The organism is Noviherbaspirillum sp. UKPF54, assembly GCF_007874125.1.
Lineage (GTDB): Bacteria > Pseudomonadota > Gammaproteobacteria > Burkholderiales > Burkholderiaceae_D > Noviherbaspirillum.
The window spans coordinates 3,186,604-3,201,879 of record NZ_CP040128.1 but is presented as its reverse complement, the minus strand read 5'-3'; the positions used below and the strand labels follow the sequence as shown (position 1 = coordinate 3,201,879).

14 protein-coding genes are annotated in these 15,276 nt (G+C 63.0%); 7 read left to right on the top strand and 7 right to left on the bottom strand.

Translation table 11 applies throughout. The annotated features are described in order from the left end of the window. Nucleotides 1-114: 114 nt before the first annotated feature. On the top strand, nt 115-2,418 hold the full coding sequence (locus FAY22_RS14720) for an EAL domain-containing protein (protein WP_168204844.1): 2,304 nt from the start codon (nt 115-117) through the stop codon (nt 2,416-2,418). 13 nt (nt 2,419-2,431) lie between these two features. On the opposite strand, the gene FAY22_RS14715 is transcribed toward FAY22_RS14720, so the two are convergent. The 3 genes from FAY22_RS14715 to FAY22_RS14705 form a co-directional block, all read right to left on the bottom strand. Further along, nucleotides 2,432-3,994, bottom strand: coding sequence for a CHASE domain-containing protein (locus FAY22_RS14715; RefSeq protein ID WP_146330902.1), 1,563 nt, complete (start codon nt 3,992-3,994; stop codon nt 2,432-2,434). Nucleotides 3,995-4,253: 259 nt separating this feature from the next. Then, nucleotides 4,254-5,558 (bottom strand): NAD(P)/FAD-dependent oxidoreductase, encoded by a 1,305-nt coding sequence (locus FAY22_RS14710; RefSeq protein ID WP_146330901.1) that lies wholly within the window; start codon nt 5,556-5,558, stop codon nt 4,254-4,256. A gap of 209 nt (nt 5,559-5,767) precedes the next feature. Next, complete coding sequence (locus tag FAY22_RS14705; RefSeq protein ID WP_146330900.1) at nt 5,768-6,559, bottom strand: HAD family phosphatase; 792 nt, start codon at nt 6,557-6,559, stop codon at nt 5,768-5,770. Between the two features lie 131 nt (nt 6,560-6,690). Between FAY22_RS14705 and FAY22_RS14700 the strand changes: the two genes are divergently transcribed. Next, a complete protein-coding gene (locus tag FAY22_RS14700; protein ID WP_146330899.1) occupies nt 6,691-7,653 on the top strand; it encodes a LysR family transcriptional regulator in 963 nt (320 codons plus the stop codon). 149 nt (nt 7,654-7,802) lie between these two features. After that, the gene (locus tag FAY22_RS14695; RefSeq protein ID WP_246860521.1) at nt 7,803-8,702 is read left to right on the top strand and encodes a GIY-YIG nuclease family protein; all 900 of its coding nucleotides are present in this window, start codon (nt 7,803-7,805) and stop codon (nt 8,700-8,702) included. A 5-nt stretch (nt 8,703-8,707) separates the two neighbouring features. Here FAY22_RS14695 and FAY22_RS14690 read toward each other — a convergent pair whose 3' ends face one another. Continuing rightward, nucleotides 8,708-9,904: an MFS transporter gene (locus FAY22_RS14690; RefSeq protein ID WP_146330898.1), complete on the bottom strand. Its 1,197-nt coding sequence runs from the start codon at nt 9,902-9,904 to the stop codon at nt 8,708-8,710. A 132-nt stretch (nt 9,905-10,036) separates the two neighbouring features. On the opposite strand from FAY22_RS14690, the gene FAY22_RS14685 reads away from it, so the two are divergent. The 3 genes from FAY22_RS14685 to FAY22_RS14675 all read left to right on the top strand — a co-directional run bounded on the left by FAY22_RS14685 (nt 10,037) and on the right by FAY22_RS14675 (nt 12,445). Continuing rightward, nucleotides 10,037-10,891 (top strand): ferritin-like domain-containing protein, encoded by an 855-nt coding sequence (locus FAY22_RS14685; protein ID WP_146330897.1) that lies wholly within the window; start codon nt 10,037-10,039, stop codon nt 10,889-10,891. Between the two features lie 61 nt (nt 10,892-10,952). Continuing rightward, a complete protein-coding gene (rfaE2, locus tag FAY22_RS14680; RefSeq protein WP_146330896.1) occupies nt 10,953-11,429 on the top strand; it encodes a D-glycero-beta-D-manno-heptose 1-phosphate adenylyltransferase in 477 nt (158 codons plus the stop codon). A gap of 8 nt (nt 11,430-11,437) precedes the next feature. Beyond that, nucleotides 11,438-12,445 carry an asparaginase gene (locus tag FAY22_RS14675; RefSeq protein WP_146330895.1) on the top strand — a complete coding sequence of 336 codons (1,008 nt, stop codon included), beginning with the start codon at nt 11,438-11,440 and terminating at the stop codon, nt 12,443-12,445. A 22-nt stretch (nt 12,446-12,467) separates the two neighbouring features. Here FAY22_RS14675 and FAY22_RS14670 read toward each other — a convergent pair whose 3' ends face one another. Genes FAY22_RS14670 through FAY22_RS14660 form a run of 3 tightly spaced genes read right to left on the bottom strand, consistent with a single transcriptional unit; the run spans nt 12,468 to nt 14,209 of the window. Continuing rightward, nucleotides 12,468-12,944 carry a copper chaperone PCu(A)C gene (locus FAY22_RS14670; RefSeq protein ID WP_146330894.1) on the bottom strand — a complete coding sequence of 159 codons (477 nt, stop codon included), beginning with the start codon at nt 12,942-12,944 and terminating at the stop codon, nt 12,468-12,470. A 41-nt stretch (nt 12,945-12,985) separates the two neighbouring features. Beyond that, nucleotides 12,986-13,456: a tRNA (uridine(34)/cytosine(34)/5-carboxymethylaminomethyluridine(34)-2'-O)-methyltransferase TrmL gene (gene trmL / locus FAY22_RS14665; RefSeq protein ID WP_146330893.1), complete on the bottom strand. Its 471-nt coding sequence runs from the start codon at nt 13,454-13,456 to the stop codon at nt 12,986-12,988. 15 nt (nt 13,457-13,471) lie between these two features. After that, complete coding sequence (locus tag FAY22_RS14660) at nt 13,472-14,209, bottom strand: ComF family protein (RefSeq protein WP_146330892.1); 738 nt, start codon at nt 14,207-14,209, stop codon at nt 13,472-13,474. A gap of 62 nt (nt 14,210-14,271) precedes the next feature. Here FAY22_RS14660 and FAY22_RS14655 point away from each other — a divergent pair, with 62 nt between their 5' ends. Next, on the top strand, nt 14,272-15,216 hold the full coding sequence (locus FAY22_RS14655) for a methyltransferase domain-containing protein (RefSeq protein WP_371417401.1): 945 nt from the start codon (nt 14,272-14,274) through the stop codon (nt 15,214-15,216). Nucleotides 15,217-15,276: the final 60 nt, after the last annotated feature.

Sequence of the window (15,276 nt, the reverse complement as noted above, 5' to 3'; positions counted from 1 at the left end):
TATAACAGTGCGTTGTCAGCCCAATTCCATGTGTATCGATGGGCTTGTCCGGCCCGTCGAACAACGATAAACAGGCTACGCAGGCAACGAATGGGCTCCAAATGGCGCAATAAAATGGCGCAACATGAAGACGTGGTCGCCGCGCTGAATACCAGCCCCGATCCCTTGCTCCTGCTGTCGGACGGCTTGACCATTATCGGCGTCAATGAAGCGTTTCTGAAAATCACGGAACGCCGCCGTAGCGAGATCGTTGGATTGCCAATTGAAAAGGCATTCCCAAGTGAAATTTTGCATGGCGGCACTCCGGGCCCGCAGCTGGGCTATCAGGTCGCGGGGCCCGATTCCCGGTTGCGCATGATCGCGTTGCAGGATCTGCTTGATCATGCACCCGGATTCATGGCGGTCACGCGCGGCCCCGATCATGTGCTCGAGGCGGTCAACCAGGCCTGCTACCAGGTCGTCTGCCACCGCCAGGTGCTGGGCATGCCCCTGCGCGACATCATTCCCGAGCACGGCGAGCGCGAATTGATCCGCCTGCTCGACGGCGTCTACGAAAAGGGCGAACCGTATGTCGGCCGCGCCTACCAAGTGGCGCTGCAGCGGGAACCCGGCACGCAGCCGGTGGGCGCTTATGTCGACTTCGTCTGCCAGCCGATCTATTCGGCCGAGCGCACGGTGACCGGCGTGCTGCTCCTGGGTTACGAAGTGACCGCGCAGGTCCAGGCGCAGGCGAGCCTGCGCGCCAGCGAGCAGCGCCTGCACCTGGCACTGGAGGCGGCCGGCGACGGCGTGTGGGACTGGGACATTGGGTCCGACAACTTCATGTTTTCGCGGCGCGGTCGCGCGATGCTGGGCTATGACGAGCATGAGATCGGCAACCGGCTCGAGGATTGGCTCGCTATCACGCATCCGGAAGACCAGCAGCGCGTCAGGGCCGAGACCATGGCTTGCGTGCGCGGAAAGACCCGCTTCCTGGCCTGCGAATATCGCGTGCGCGGCAAGACCGGGGGCTGGAAGTGGATCCTGGCGCGCGGCGCGGTCGTCAGCCGCGACAATGACGGGCGCGCGCTGCGCATGGTCGGCACCACGGTGGATGTGTCGTTCGAGCAGGAGACATTGCGTCGTGCCAATTTCGACGCCTTGACCGGCTTGCCCAACCGTAGCCTGTTCCGCGACCGGCTCGAATACGAAGTGGCGAATTCCCGCCGCAGCGGCAAGATGCTGGCGCTCATGTTCGTCGACCTCGACCGCTTCAAGGAAGTCAATGATTTGCTCGGCCATGATGCCGGCGACGCCTTGCTGCGCGAAACCGCCGCGCGCATCCGCTCTTGCGTGCGCTCCGCCGACACCGTCGCCAGGCTCGGCGGCGACGAATTCACCGTGATCCTGACCGACCTCGACGACCGCGCCCATGTCGAAATAATCGCCCAGAAAATCCTGCAAACACTGGCGCGGCCCTTCATGTTGAGCCAGGAAATCATTCACGTCTCCGGCAGCATCGGTATCACGCTGCACCCGGCCGACGGCGCCGAGCCAGAGCGGCTGCTGCGCAATGCCGACCAGGCGATGTATGTCGCCAAGAACGCCGGGCGTAACCAGTTCAGTTTCTTCACGCGTGCCATGCAGGAGCAGGCCTCGCGCCGTCTCAAGCTGATCGGCGAATTGCGCAATGCCTTGCCGGCACGGCAGTTGCGGGTGTATTTCCAGCCGATCGTCGATTTGCGCGACGGGCGCATCGTCAAGGGCGAGGCGCTGGTGCGCTGGATGCACCCGGAAAGAGGGCTGGTATGTCCCAATGAATTCATCGGCCTGGCCGAGGAAACCGGCTTGATCAACGAAATCGGCAACTGGGTTTTCATGCAGGCCGCCGCCTGGTGCCGGCGCTGGAGCGAGCGTTTCGGCGCGGCGTTCCAGGTCAGCGTCAACAAGTCGCCGGCGCAGTTCTTGCCGCACAAGAAGGCGATGGACTGGGGCGCCTATCTGCGCCAGCTCGGCATGGCCTGGAACAGCGTGGCGGTCGAAATTACCGAGGGTTTGCTGCTTAACGCGTCGTCCAGCACGGCCGACAAGATCTTCGATCTGCGCGACGCCGGGGTGCAGGTTGCCATTGACGACTTCGGCACCGGCTACTCCTCGATGGCCTACCTCAAGAAATACGACGTCGACTACCTCAAGGTCGACCAGTCGTTCATCCGCGATACGGCCAAGGACAGCATCAGCCGCACCATCGCTGAAACGATCATAGTCATGGCGCACAAGCTCGGGCTGAAAGTTATCGCGGAAGGCGTCGAAACAGCCGAGCAGCGCGACTGGCTTCTGCACGCAGGCTGCGATTATGCGCAAGGCTTCCTGTATGCGCAGCCGCTGCCGCCGGATGAGTTCGAAAAGCTGCTGGGCGGCCGCACCGTCAGTGTTTGAGCGCCGGCCCTCGTTATTCGGACGGGGCGAACTGCACGTTGGCGCGGCCCTTGTTCTTGGCCTGGTACATCGCCAGATCCGCACTTCTCATCAATGTCTTGCCGTCGGTCCCGTGTTCCGGGTACAGCGCCGCGCCGATGCTGGCGGAGATGTGGAAGGTATGGCCTGCGACGTCGTAGGGTTCGTTCAGATGCTGCAGGATTTTCGTGGCCACCAGCATGACCGCCTGCGGGCTGTCGACATCGAGCAGCAGCACCACGAACTCGTCGCCGCCCAGGCGCGACGCGGTGTCGGACTCGCGCATGTTCTCGCGCAGGCGCTTGGCCACTTCCTTGAGCAGCAGGTCGCCGTAGGCATGGCCGAAATTGTCGTTGACCGGCTTGAACTTGTCGAGGTCGATGAACAGCAGCGCCGCATGGCTGTGGCTGCGCTTGGCATGGGAAAGCGCGAGCGTGAGGCGCTCGTCGAGGAGCTTTCTGTTGGGTAAGCCGGTGAGCGCGTCATACAGCGCCAGCTGCATGGCCTGGTGCGCCGCATGCAGGGCGCGTGCGCGGTCGTCGAGGAACAGCCAGATCAGCAGCGCCACCATCAGGCTGATGCTGATGCCGGCATGTAGGATCAGGCGCGGCCGCCCGGTCGTGAGGCGCTGCAGGTAGGCAGGCGTGGCGCTCGTCACCACGGTCCAGGTGTGATTGCCCAGGTCGATCCGGTCGATTTTCTGCAAGCCGGTGCCGTCGCGGCGCGTGCCGGAATCGAACATCAGCGTCGCCGGCGATAACTGATCCCCGTCGTAGATGGCAATGTCGAGGTCTTCTGCTTGACCGCTGTTAATGCCGCGCATGAAGTCTTTCATGCGGAAAGGAGCGTAAACCCAGCCTAGCAGATTGTCCTGACGGCGGGCACCCGGCTGCTTCTGCAGCGCCGCCTCGTCGTACAACGGCAGGTACATCAGGAATCCCACCTGCACTTCGGCGCCGGCCTCCTGCACCAGCGTGACCTTGCCGGTGACGGTGGCCTCTCCGGAAGCGAGTGCCTGCTGCATGGCCTCCCGACGGATTGGGTTCGAATACATGTCATAGCCGAACGCCCGCAGGTTTTTCCCGGTGAACGGTTCGAGGTAGATGATGGACGTATAGACGTCGCGCTTGCCTGCGGGCCAGACCGTGTAATTGGGAAAGCCCTCGCTGCGCACCGCCGCCACTTGCCGCTCCAGCCGGGAAGGCGGGATGAGCTGGGCAAAGCCGATGCCCTGGATACCCGGATAGTTTTGCGGCAGGGCGAGCGCCTCGATGAACGCGTGGAACTGGCCGCGGCTGACGGCCTTGTTGGCATGAAAAAGACCTTGGGTTGCATGGAGGACCTGTTCGTAAATCGCCATGCGCTGCTGGATCGCGCTGTTGAACTCGTGCACGCGGAAGTTAAAACCGGTCTGCAGGGTCTGCGATTCCGTCTCGCGTGCCGTATTCCACAGCTTGTAGGTGATGAAAAGAGCAAGAATCAGCGCAATGATCGTCAGCAGATCCCGCGCCAGAAAAATAGTCAGAATTTCCCGCTTGCGTTTTTCGTCCTGTCTCATGCTCGAAGTCGGCGGGAAAAGATGCCCGCGGTTCACGGGTTGTTCGGAAAGCGTCGATCAGCATAAAGGCGGGATGCAAGGCTTACCTTGCGGTTTTGCATTGAAAGAAGCTTTACCCTGATTCAGACAGAGAAATCAGGAAAGGGTTTGCGGCAATACTGATAATTGCTTTCAAGCAATAGTATCGGCCGGGAAGCGCCCGGCCTGGTACCCGGAGGCGATTAGGTGCGGGGAGCCGGTCGGCTCCCCGCGTCAGGCATTAATGCAGTTTGACCGGCGGTGTCACCTTGGTGCGTATCCAGTGCGACAAGGTCTCGGCTGCCATGCGCATGAAGCCATGCAGTGACATTACGTGCTTGTGATACATCAGCCGGTACAGCAGTCGCGCCGTAAGGCCGCCCACTAGTACCTCGCGGCCCGTCATGCTGCCCGCCAGCACGCCGACCGCCTTGGATGGCCCGAGCGATACCAGCGAGCCATAATCGCGGTAGTGGAAATTCGGCAAGCCGGATTGCCCCGGGCGCGACAGCACTTCGGCCAGGAACATTGCCTGTTGGTGCGCCACCTGCGCACGCGGTGGCACCGCTGCGCCCCTGACCGGGCAGACGTGGCTGGCGCAGTCGCCGATGGCGAATATGTCGGCATCCATCTCGGTTTGCAGGCCGGGCGTCACCACGATCTGCTTCAAGCGGTTCAGCGGCAAGCCCAGCGTCGTCGCAATCGCCGGGCCCTCGACCCCGGCGGCCCACATCGTGATATCGGATGCATGGCGCCGCCCCGTGCTGTCGATAACCGCGTCCGCCTCCACGCGCGCGACGGTGGTGTCGGTGCATACATCCACGCCAAGTCCCCGCAGGTGGCGCGCGGCGCGCTTCGAGAGGGCCGGATGCAGCGGCGGCAGCATGCGCTCCCCGCGCTCGATGATGCTGATGCGTACGTCGCGCGCCGGATCCAGCGAATGCACGTTGTACCTGGCCAGCGTCTGCACCGTATGGTTCAGTTCGGCCGCCAGTTCCACACCGGTGGCGCCGCCGCCGACGATGACGATGTTGACCACCGCCTGCGCCTGGTTGCCGTACGCGCCGTGGCTGCTGGCCGCCATGCAGCTGCCGAGGAAGCGCTTGCGGAAGATTTCCGCTTGCTGCACGCTGTCGAGCGTGAGCGAATGCTCGGCCGCGCCGGGAATATTGAAGAAGTTGGTCACCGCGCCGAAGGCGAGCACCAGCTTGTCATAATGGAGGGTGCGGCGCGGCAGCACTTCGACGCCGTCCTCGCCGCAATATGGCCCGATGTCGATGCAATGCGCCTGGCGGTCGATGGCGGTCACCTCGCCGCAGACGAACTGGAAATGATGCTCGGCGGCCTGCGCCGAATATTGGACCTGATGCACTTGCGGATCGAGCTTGCCGGATGCCACGGCATGCAGCAGCGGCTTCCAGAAGTGGGTCGGCCAGCGGTCCACCAGCACGATTCTGGCGCGTCCCTGCTTGCCGAGGCCATTGCCCAAACGCGTAGCCAGCTCGAGTCCGCCGGCGCCTCCTCCAACGATGACGATAGTTTGCATGTCGCGTCTCCGACAAATTGAAAATTCGGTATCCGGCCCTTTGCGCGGGCCACCGCATGATGCTGACGGGGCGGCGTGCTGTTGCCTCGCAGGACGTCAGGGCGCAGGCCGGCCGCACGGCTATCCCATGCATCGGCGATGATGAATCGGCTATCGTATGTTCCGGCGCGCGTCCGGCAATTACCGGTCTGCGCTCAGATGGCCTGCCGTCAAATGTTCGCGTGCAGCGGCATCGGTTGCCGGGAGCCCGGCATGACCGGCAGGCGCCCCTGTTTGCTCGACTTCAGGGCGGCAAACGTGATGAAGTCGGCTGCCCTGGATGGGGATGTTCTGCGGCCCGCCGGATTGCGCGTCTCCTGCAGATTCGGGCACCACAAGTCGGCGCCGGAGATGCGCGCGGTATCTTTTTCATGGGGCGTGGACGCGACGGTCCAGATGCCCGCCCGCTGTGCCGCGCGCAGCGCCGGTGCCGCGCCGTCGATGACGGCGCATTGCGCGGCCTCGACGCCCACGGTGCGCAATACCAGGTGGTAGGGGCCGTTGTCGCCGGAAGGATTGAAATTCGCGCCGCTCACCACGACCGAAAACATCTTGGTCACGGCGTCGCCGAACGCTCGGTCGAGCAGGGCGGTGGCGGTCTGTACCGGCATGTCGGTGACAATCGCCAGCTTGCAGCCGCTGTCGATTGCGTCCTCCATCAGCTGTGCGCAGCCGGAGTGCACGGCAGGAACGCTTGCCAGGATCAAGTCGTGGAACATGCGCTGCTTTTCCTGCAGAAGCCGCGCGGCGTCGCGTGGCGATGCTGGAGGGGAAATCTTTTCGACGACGGCCGCCAGCGCATTGTTCGGCCCCCATGTCCGTGCCGCTTCCCGGAATTGTTGCATCGACCAGCGCAGTTCCAGCCCGCAGCTTTCGAACGCCGCGTTGCAGGATTTCAGGTGCGCGTCTTCCGTATCCAGAATGACGCCGTCCAGTGCGAGTGCGAGTACTTCGATTCCCATGATGTGGCCCGTGGTGTTGTTTGATCCGAGAAAGAAGGAACGAGAAAAATCCCCGCCGTTCACTGTTAATATAAGCGCAAGTAATTCAAAAGAAAAATTAATTTTTATGACTATTTCATAAGGAACGGCTTATGCATCATGCCAGCTTCAAGCAATTGCAGGCGCTCTTGCTGGTGGCGCGCCACGACAGCGTATCGCGTGCGGCCGAAGCCTTGCATGTGACGCAGCCGGCGGTTTCGCTGCAGTTGCGCATGCTGGAAGAGGCCGCCGGCACGCCGCTCACGCGCAAGGTCGGGCGCAAGATACAGCTGACCGCCGCCGGCGAAGTGATGGTCGAATTCGCCGAGCGCATCCTGCGCCTGTGGGACGAGGCGGCGGATGAAGTGGCGGCGTTAAAAGGCGTCATCAGCGGCACCCTGCGCATCGGCGCCATCACCACCGCCGAATATCTGCTGCCGCCGATGCTGGTGCAATTCACCACCGAGCGGCCCGATGTGCGCATCAAGCTGCAGGTCGGCAACCGCAATGAAATCGTCAACATGCTGAGCAAGCATGAAATCGATCTGGCGATCATGGGCACGCCGCCGCGCGAACTGCGCACCAACGCGGCGCGTTTCGCGCGCCACCCGATGGCCTTCATCGCCAGCCCGGCGCATCCGCTGATGAAGAAGAAAAGGGTGGCGCTGGCGGACATCATGGAAGCCAACCTGCTGGTGCGCGAGCGCGGCTCGGGCACGCGCACCACGATCGAACGCCTGTTCAAGGAAGCCGGTTATCCGCTGCGCATCGGCTCGGAGCTGTCCAGCAACGAAGCGATCAAGCGCATGGTGGTCGCCGGCCTCGGCGTGGCCTTCCTGTCGGTGCATGCCTGCACGCTGGAGTTCGAAGCCGGCCTGGTGCGCATGCTGCCGATGCCGGAAAACCCGGTCGAGGCGGACTGGTACGTAATGCATCTTGTCGATCAGCCCATTCCGAAAGTGGCGGCAGCATTCCAGGAATTCGTCATCGACAACGGGCAGGAAGTGGTGCGCAGGCAGCTCGGCGCGTTTCACCACGATGCGGCCAAGCTGCGGCCGGCGAAGAAGGCGCGCTGAACCCGCGCCCGGCGCCGTGATGCAATCGAAGAACTATTCCCGCCGGGATGCGCTCCAATCCTGCTGGAGAAGGGCCGGCCTTTCATGGACCGGCCAGTCATGCAGGCAAACCGCGTTTGCTCCTTGAAGTTCATGCAAGCATTACAGCAGTGACAATACGCCCCAGAATCACCTCGGTCGGGCTGGTCATGCCGCCGCGCCCCGTCGAGTTCGAATACCCGGCGCATATAGACCGTGCCAGCATCGATGCGCTGCCCGGCAAACCTGGCGTCTACCTGTTTCGCAACCGGCATGGCGCGCCGATCTATATAGGGAAAAGCGTCAACATCCGCACCCGCGTGCTGTCCCATCTGCGCACGGCGGAAGAAGCCGCCATGCTGCAGCAGGTCCGCTCCGTGGATTACGTGCGCATGGCCGGGGAAATCGGTGCGCTGCTGCTCGAATCGAAACTGATCAAGCAATGGCAGCCTGCGTTTAACGTCTTGCTGCGTGACGTCGGCCAGATGTTCTCGATCAGGATGGATGCGGGCGGGCTTCCGCAGGTGGCCGGCTCCGCCGATCCAGAGTTTTCCGGTGCCTGCCTGCACGGGCTGTTCGTGTCGCGCAGCGCTGCGGAGCAGGGCTTGCGCGCGCTGGTTCGACAGCATGGTTTGTGTCCCGTGTTGACGGGCCTGGAAGTCGCCACGCGCAAACGCGCGTGTTTCGCGCATCAAATCGGGCAGTGCCGCGGCGCCTGTATCGGCCTGGAGTCGCGGCAGGCGCACCAGGCACGGCTGCTGCGCGCGCTGGAGCAGTTGCAGGCGTCGGTGTGGCCCTATCCGGGGCCGATCGGCATCGTCGAGCAGGAAGACGGCCTGCGGCAGGTGCATGTGATCGACCACTGGTCATACATCGATAGCCTGCAAGGGCGGCGCACCGGCTTTCGCCGAAGCACCCGCATGGAAATCGACATCGACGTCTACAAGATTCTCGCCAGGCCGCTGGCGGAAGGCGAGTTGCAGATCGTGCCGCTGGCGCCGCGGCAGGCGAAGCGCGCGCGGGCGGCATGATCGCTTTATTGCTGCGGTTCGGCCTTGCGCAAGGCTAGCAGCAGCAAGGACGCCGCCGCAAAGGCAGCGCCGGCCTGGAACGTGAACGCCGCCCCGAGGCGGTCCCACAGCAGCCCGGCCAGCACGCTGGCGATCAGCATCGCCACGCCGCTGGCGAGGTTGAACAGGCCAAAGGCGGTGCCGCGCAGTTCCGCCGGCGCGGTATCGGCCACCATCGCCGCCAGCAGTCCCTGCGTAGCCGCCATGTGCAAGCCCCAGAACACTACGCCGGCCATGATCCAGCCCAGTTGCCGGTCGTAGGCCAGCAGCAGGTCGGCCACGATCAGGGGCGCGATGCCCAGCATGAGCAGGGTCCGGTGCCGCATCTTGTCGGCCAGTATGCCGAACGGATAGGCGCCCAGCGCATACACGATATTCATCAGGACCATCACCAGCGGCACCAGCGCGAGCGGCAGTCCCCCCTGCTGCGCGCGCAGCACCAGGAATGCTTCCGAAAAGCGCGCCAGCGTCAGCACTGCGCCGGCGGAAACCACCCACCAGTAGGCGGGCGGCAGCGACCTGAGCGCGCTGCGCGAGATCGGGGATGCCGCCTTTTCCAGCGGCTTTTTCCTGTCCGGCTCGCGCACGCCCAACGCCAGCAGCGCAACCGCCAGCAGTCCGGGAACCACGGCGATCCAGAACACCGCGCGGAAGTCATTCGACCATAGCAGCATCAAGCCCATTGCCAGCAGCGGCCCGACGAAGGCGCCGACCGTGTCGAGCGACTGGCGCAGCCCGAAGGCGGCGCCGCGCACCGCCGGCTCGGTGATGTCGGCGATCAGCGCATCGCGGGGCGCGCCGCGCATGCCCTTGCCGATGCGGTCGATGAAGCGCGCCGACAGCACCCATCCGGTGCCGCTGGCCAGTGCGAACAGCGGCTTGGACAGCGCACCCATGCCGTAGCCGATGACGGCGAGCCATTTGCGCTTGCCGACGTAGTCGCTCACGACGCCGGAAAACACCTTGACGATCAGTGCCGTCGCTTCGGCGATGCCTTCGATGATGCCGACCGTGGTGGCACTTGCGCCTAAAACAACGGTCATAAACACCGGCAGAAGGCTATGGATTATTTCCGAAGAAACGTCCATCAGCATGCTGACGAACCCCAGTATCCACACGGTGCGTGGAATGCCGACTGGTTTGGCGTTGCTTATTTCAGGCATAAATCATCCAAGTGTGTTTTGATTTTCCTAATGCAAGTCAATGACAAAAATTATGATTTGTGGTCCATGAAAACCGGGTTTGGCGTTTTTCTTGGTAGAATCAATCACTTAACTCAACATTGAAGGTGCGAGATGCTGTACCCAGAACTATTCAAGTCGCTCGAACAAGTCCGCTGGAACATGGAAAAGGATATCCCATGGGACAAGTTCGATGCATCCAAATTGTCCGATGAACAGGCGCAAACCATCCGGATGAACGCCATCACCGAATGGTCGGCTTTGCCCGCGACCGAGATGTTCTTGCGCGACAATCGTGGCGACAGCGATTTTTCTGCGTTCATGTCCGTCTGGTTCTTTGAAGAGCAGAAGCATTCGCTGGTGTTGATGGAATACCTGCGCCGTTTCCGCCCGGACTTGGTGCCGACCGAAGAGGAATTGCACAATGTGCGCTTCGAATTCGATCCGGCGCCGCCGCTGGAGACGCTGATGCTGCATTTCTGCGGCGAGATCCGCCTGAACCACTGGTACCGCTGTGCCTCGGAATGGCATACCGAGCCGGTCATCAAGCAGATCTACAAGATCATCAGCCAGGACGAGGCGCGCCACGGCGGTGCCTATCTGCGCTACATGAAGAAGGCACTGGGCGAAGCGGGTGATGCCGCGCGCGCGGCCTTTGCCAAGATCGGCGTGCTGATGGCGTCCGCGCGCCGCACGGAGAAGCCCTTGCACCCGACCAACCTGCACGTGAACCAGGCCCTGTTTCCGAACGATACCGTGCAAAGCCGCCTGCCGGACCCGAACTGGCTCGAGCGCTGGCTTGACGGCCAGATCAAGTTCGACGGCGAATGGGAAAAGAAGGTGGTCGATCGCATTCTGCACAATATGTCGCTGCTGTTCGAGCGCACCTTTGACTCGGTGCAGGACCTGAACCGCTATCGCAAGGAAATCACCGGGCGTCTGGCGCAGCTCAACCCCGCTGCCGCCTGATCCCGGCGCAATGTTAAGCTAACGGCCGCAAGCATGTGCTTGCGGCTTTTTTCATTTGAGCATGCCGAATTTCGAAAAAAAACTGTGTTCCCGCGCCGACCTCAAGGAGCGCGTTGCCCGATTGCCCAAGCCGGTGGTGTTGACCAATGGCGTGTTCGACATCCTCCATCGCGGCCATGTCACTTATCTGGCGCAGGCGCGTGAACAAGGCGCGTCGCTTGTTGTCGCAGTCAATACCGATGCCTCGGTCAGGCGGCTCGGCAAGGGTGATGATCGTCCGATCAACACCTGCGAAGACCGCATGGCGATCCTCGCCGCGCTGGAGTCGGTCAGCCTGGTGGTGCCGTTCGACGAGGACACCGCCCTGGAAGTGGTGCAGCAGGCGCGGCCCGAGGTGTACGTGAAGGGGGGCGATTACGACATGACCGCCATCCCGGAAGGCAAGGCGGTGATCGGCTATGGCGGCCGCGCGATCGCGATCGATTTCGAGCACGACCGCTCGACCACCAAGCTGCTGTCGAAAGTCAGGAACAGCTAACCACTCTCATGAACCTCGCGCCATTGGCGGAAGTGACCCGCGGCGGGCAAATCGAATCGCTGCATGCCGGCGCCGTCGCGGTCGTCGATAGCGGCGGCAAGCTGCTGTACTACGCGGGCGACGCTGATTTCCCGACCTTCACCCGCTCGACGCTCAAGCCGTTCCAGGCGCTGCCTTTCATGCGTGGCGGCGGGGTGGCGCATTTCGGCTTTGGCAGCCGCGAGATCGCGCTGATGTGCGCCAGCCATTCCGGGGAACCGATGCATGTCGATACCGTGCGGGCGATGCTTTCCTGCGCGGGTTGCGACGAGCATCATCTGCGCTGCGGCTGCCACGTGCCGATTCGGTATGCGGCGGCGGACCAGCGCCCGCCGGCCGGGGAAATCTTCAATCAGCTGCATAACAACTGCAGCGGCAAGCACGCCGGCTTTCTCGCCTATTGCGTGCAGCACGGGTTGCCGCTCGATACCTACATCGATCCCGGGCACCCGCTGCAACAGGCGATCCGGCACGATGTCGCGCGCATCGCTGGGCTGCCCGAGTCCGGCCTGGTGTCAGGTATCGATGGCTGTTCCGCGCCGAATTACGCGATGCCGCTGTCGCGCCTGGCGCTTTGCTATGCCCGCCTGGCGCGTGGCGCCAACGACCGGGAATACGGCTGCGCGCTCGGACCGCTGTTCGACGCCATGACCGGCCAGCCGGAGCTGGTGTCGGGCAGCGGCCGGGCCGATCTCGCCTTCATGCAGGCGGCGCCGCGGGACTGGGTGGTAAAAGGCGGCGCCGAAGGCGTGCTGGCCGTCGGCGTCCGCTCGGCCGGATTGGGAATCGCGCTGAAAGTGGCGGACGGCAATGCACGTGCGCTTTATCCCGCCGCTATCGCGGTATTGCGGCAACTGGCCTTGATCGACGCGGTCACGCCCGCGCCGCTGGAACCCTGGAGTCAGCCGACGCTACGCAACTTGCGCGGACTGGTGACAGGCGACGTTCGCGCCACGGTCAGGCTCGTCAAAGCCTGAGCCCGCATGGCGTCCTGCCGGCTTAGCGCATGTGCGGCATGCCGCCTTCTTTCATCATCCCCATGTTCCCGACAGTGACCGTCACGTCGGTTTTTCCCGCCTTCTCGAAGGTCAGCGTCATTGGAAAGGATTCGCCCGCATTGAGTGGCTGGCGCAGGCCGAACAGCATCAGGTGGTAGCCGTTCCCCGGCTGCATCGTGATCTTGGTTGCCGGCGGCAGCGCGATGTTCGGCACTTGATGCATCCTCATGACATTGCCCTCCATGGACATGCTATGAATTTCAACCGCCTTCGCCACGGGGGAGCTGGCTGCGAGCAACTTGTCTGCGCTGGTTCCCCGGTTTTCGATCGTCAGGTAGGCCGCGCCGGTCGGCTGGTTGGCGACGGTCGGGCGCGCAAACGGAGAGGCAATGTGCAGGTCTTTCACGCGGTAATCGGCCGCGAAAGCCGAGCCGGCGGTCAATGCGAGTACAAGTGCGACGACGGATCGTAGGTGCATGATGAGTTCTCGGTGGTGAGGAAAAATGGCTTTGTCTTTGTTCAAGCGCCGCCGGCGAAACCGTTCTGCCGCCATGCTTCGAAGACGACGACGGCGACGGTGTTGGACAGGTTCAGGCTGCGGTTGTCGGGCCGCATCGGCAGACGGATGCGCTGCGACGCGGGAAACGACTCGCGCAGCGCCGGTTCGAGCCCTCGGGTCTCGGAACCGAACACGAACACGTCGCCTGGCTGGAACGTGGCAGACGCAAACGGCATCGAGCCGTGCGTGGTCAGGGCAAACATGCGCGCCGGATCGGGCGACTCGCTTTCCATGAACGCCTCCCAGCTGCGATGCACTTTCATGGTCGCGTACTCGTGATAATCGAGCCCGGCGCGCCGCATCTTGGCGTCGTCCAGCGGAAAGCCGAGCGGTTCGACCAGGTGCAAGTACGCGCCGGTGTTCGCGCACAGGCGGATTATGTTGCCGGTATTGGGCGGAATCTCCGGTGCTACCAGTACGACATGAAACAAAATTCGCTCCTCAATTCAATTCGGTAACGTGCGTGCAAACACGAAATTGGTCACGCGCGCCGCGCCAAAGCGCTTGAGCGTCGCTGCCACCTCGTTCAGTGTCGCCCCGGTTGTCATCACATCGTCCACCACGCCGATATGCGCGCCGCGCACCCGGTCGATCGCCGCGCTCGGGACGACAAAGGCTTGCCGCATGTTCCTGTGGCGTGCATCGGGATGCAGCAATGCCTGGGCATCGGTTTCGCGGCGGCGCGCCACAAGCCGAGCATCAAGCCGGATGCCGAGCAGGCGCGACAGCGGGTGGGCGATTTCCAGCGCCTGGTTGAATCCGCGCTCGACCAGCCGCCGGGAACCGAGCGGCACAGCCGTCAATACGGTCGGCAGCGGCCCCTCCTGCACCTGCAACGCGGCATCGCGCAGCAGGCGCGCCAGCGCCGGCGCAAGTTCGAGACGGCTCCCGAATTTCAGGGCCAGCGCGAGCTGGTCGGCCGGCGGCGCATAGTCGGTGGCGGCGATCGTCGCGTCGAAGGCCGGCATCTGCCGCACGCAATCCCCGCATGCCCGGGCGTGCACATCGGGCAGGACATGGGCGCAACGTGCGCAGCGGTGCCTGCGCCGGCTGAAATATTGCGCCGCGCAGCCGCTGCAGATGGTGTCGCCGGTCGCGGCGCCGCACAGCGCGCAGCATGACGGCAGCGCCGAGGGCAGGTGCGCCAGTACATGTTGCGACCAATGACGCAGGCGGGAAAGCATGGGGCAAGTCAATCTTCATGCGTGTAAACTGCTCTCATTATCGCATTCCCCCACATTAAATCATCGTGTCCGACTCTTCCTCTTCCCGCGCCAGCCAGAGCGCCCCCATCGATATCCTCCGCGTACGCGAGTTGTTTTCCGATCCGGCCCGGGCTGCAGACTCGGATTTTCTGCGGCGCGAGATCGCCGGCCGCATGCACGAGCGGCTGGCGCTGGTGAAAATCCAGCCGCGCCAGATACTCGATGCCGGATGCGGCGAGGGGGCGGATTTGCTGGCGCTGCAGCAGCAGTACCCCGATGCCCAGGTGCTCGGGGTGGACGCCTCGGCACCGATGCTGCGGCAAGCGCGCAGCCGCCAGGCTCTGGCGCGGTCCTCGATGAATCGCTTGCTGTCGCGTTTTCTGCCCGGTCGCGCGGGCGGCGCCTCCGATGGCGGCAACACCTTGCTCTGCGCCGATTTTGCGCGCCTGCCGCTCAAGCCGAATTCCATCGACATGCTCTGGTCCAATCTGGCGCTGCATTGGCATCCGCAACCCGACTTGGTGTTCGCCGAGTGGCGGCGCGTGCTGACCATCGACGGGCTGTTGATGTTTTCGTGTTTCGGCCCCGACACGTTCAAGGAGATTCGCAGCGCATTTGCTGCGCTTGATCAAATGCCGCACGCACTTCCATTCGTCGACATGCATGATTTTGGGGATATGCTAATCGACAGCGGCTTTTCGACGCCTGTCATGGATATGGAGACTGTCACCGTTACCTACGAATCGGCTGACAAGCTGATTGCCGACGTCCGGGCTTGGGGCGGCAATCCTCTCGCAAGCCGCCGCCAGGGCCTGCTTGGCCGCCATGCCGGCAAGCGCTTGTTCGATGCCCTGGAGCAAAACCGTGGTCAGGATGGAAAGATTCCATTGACCTTCGAAATCATTTACGGGCACGCATTCCGGCCCGCACCAACCAAAACTTCTAGCGGTGAAGCAATAATCCGCTTCAATCCGCAAAAAAGATGATCTGGATCATTTTTTTTAAGAAATATTTGTGCTTGAAAACTAGCGCGATTCAGTCTTATA